At 60.4% G+C, this 212-nt stretch carries 1 tRNA gene; it reads right to left on the minus strand.

The features are described 5' to 3' along the window. Positions 1-74: 74 nt before the first annotated feature. Positions 75-146 (minus strand) — tRNA-Gln (locus C6N31_RS43425). Positions 147-212 lie beyond the last annotated feature (66 nt).

Raw genomic sequence — 212 nt, forward strand, 5'->3', positions numbered from 1 at the left:
TGCCGTGAGAGGGCAGCGTGCTAGGCCGCTACACAACGGGGGCTCGCACTTGCTTCAACATACGCGGTACTGCGCTGGGGTACCAGGACTCGAACCTAGACTAAGGGAACCAGAAACCCTCGTGCTGCCAATTACACCATACCCCATGGTGTGTCAAGTACCCCCGACCGGATTCGAACCGGCGCTACTGCCGTGAGAGGGCAGCGTGCTAG

The organism is Streptomyces fildesensis (assembly GCF_016107395.1).
In the GTDB taxonomy this organism is placed as follows: Bacteria; Actinomycetota; Actinomycetes; order Streptomycetales; family Streptomycetaceae; genus Actinacidiphila; species Actinacidiphila fildesensis.